The sequence below is a fragment of the Streptomyces sp. RP5T genome, assembly GCF_003933965.1.
Lineage (GTDB): Bacteria > Actinomycetota > Actinomycetes > Streptomycetales > Streptomycetaceae > Streptomyces.
On record NZ_RSAJ01001028.1, the window covers coordinates 1 to 1,624 of the forward strand.

The 1,624-nt window shown below is 69.9% G+C and carries 2 protein-coding genes and 1 pseudogene; 2 read left to right on the forward strand and 1 reads right to left on the reverse strand.

Annotated features, from left to right (window positions below; translation table 11 throughout):
• Positions 1-181, reverse strand: a pseudogene (locus EHS43_RS44145) (hypothetical protein); the annotation flags it as partial.
• A 126-nt stretch (positions 182-307) separates the two neighbouring features.
• Between EHS43_RS44145 and EHS43_RS44150 the strand changes: the two are divergent.
• Both EHS43_RS44150 and EHS43_RS44155 read left to right on the forward strand, forming a co-directional pair.
• Positions 308-709 (forward strand): hypothetical protein, encoded by a 402-nt coding sequence (locus EHS43_RS44150; RefSeq protein WP_125196012.1) that lies wholly within the window; start codon positions 308-310, stop codon positions 707-709.
• A gap of 17 nt (positions 710-726) precedes the next feature.
• Positions 727-1,624, forward strand: an 898-nt coding sequence (locus EHS43_RS44155) for a glutathionylspermidine synthase family protein (protein WP_148104325.1), incomplete at its 3' end; no start/stop codon positions are given.

A 1,624-nucleotide genomic window follows, 5' to 3' on the forward strand; every position in this document is an offset into this window, starting at 1 on the left:
GGGCCAGACCCGCCAGATACCGCCACTGCCGCCCCGCCCGCAGGAACAGCGTCACCGCGACCGCCGAGCCCTCGCCACCGCCGCCGCCCGTGTCCGCCGCCCTGGCCGCCATAGCCTGCAGCACGGTGGCCGTGCCGAAGCAGACCGCGGCACCGAGAGCACACACCATTCCAAAGAGCACGAAGTGACCTTAGGGGAGGGGGCGCGAGGCAGGCTGCCTTGGGACGAGCTCTTACTGATCTCTAAGCTGTCAGCCGGACACACACGCACACCGGGCCCACGGCCTGACTCAGGGGGAGACACGAACATGGCAGACGCACGCCGGCAACTTCGCTCGGGCACGGTCGCACTCGGCGGCGTGGGACTGCTCGCCATGGCCCTGACCGCCTGCTCCTCCGACCCCGACAAGCGCTGCGTCGACCGCGACAGCTACACCCTCGGCAAGGGCTACCAGGTCGTCGCCGACAAGAACTGCAAGTCCAGCACCTCGGTCAACGGCACCTACTACTACGGCGGCAAGAAGAAGGGCTCCTGGGTCTCGGGCGGCTCCTTCACCAAGTCCGGCAAGGGATCCGGCGGTTCGTCGAGCAGCTCCGGTGGCAACGGGGGGAGCAGCACCAGCGGCGGCGGTGTCGACCGCGGCGGCTTCGGCAGCGGAGGCAGTGGCGACGGCGGCGGTGTCGGCAAGGGCGGCAGCTCCGGCGGCTGACGGCCGAGCCCAGCATCATGCGACGACACACCATCACCCCGCGCCCCGGCTGGCAGCAGACCGTCGAGGCCCAGGGCCTCGTCTACCCGCTCACCCGCCACCCCGACGACTCCCTGCGCCCCTACTGGGACGAGAGCGCCTACTACTCCTTCACGCTCCCCGAGGTGGAGGCACTGGAGGAGACGGTCGAGAACCTCCACCGCATGTGCCTGGCCGCCGCCGACCACATCGTCACCGCGAACCGCTTCGCCGACCTCGGCATCACCGACCCGCGCGTGGCCGAGGTGGTCGCCGAGTCCTGGCACCGGCGCGCCGAACTCCCCTCCGTCTACGGCCGCTTCGACCTCCGCCACGACGGAGAAGGCCCGGCCAAGCTGCTGGAGTACAACGCCGACACCCCCACCTCCCTCGTCGAGGCCGCCTCGCCCCAGTGGTTCTGGATGGAGGAGCGCTTCCCCGGCGCCGACCAGTGGAACTCCCTCCACGAACGCCTCGTCGCCGCCTGGAAGAAGCAGGCCGCCCTCCTGCCGCCCGGCAGCCCGCTCTACTTCGCGCACTCCTCCGCCGACGAACTCGGCGAGGACCTCATGACGGTCGCCTACCTCAAGGAGACCGCCGAACAGGCCGGCCTGGACACCGACTGGATCTCGATGGAGGAGATCGGCTGGGACCTCCTCTCCGGCCGCTTCGTCGACAACCAGCTCCGCTTCATCCGCAGCTGCTTCAAGCTCTACCCCTGGGAGTGGCTCACCACGGACCGCTTCGCCACCCACGTCCTCGACACCCTCGACAACGGCGGCGGCACCGGCAGCACCCTGTGGATCGAACCCGCCTGGAAGATGCTGCTCAGCAACAAGGCCCTCCTCGCGATCCTCTGGGAGCTGTTCCCGGACCACCCCAACCTCCTCCCCGCCC

Coding starts and splice junctions, on each gene's coding strand:
- EHS43_RS44150 (WP_125196012.1), top strand. CDS start 308: ATGGCAGACGCACGCCGGCAACTTCGCTCGGGCACGGTCGCACTCGGC.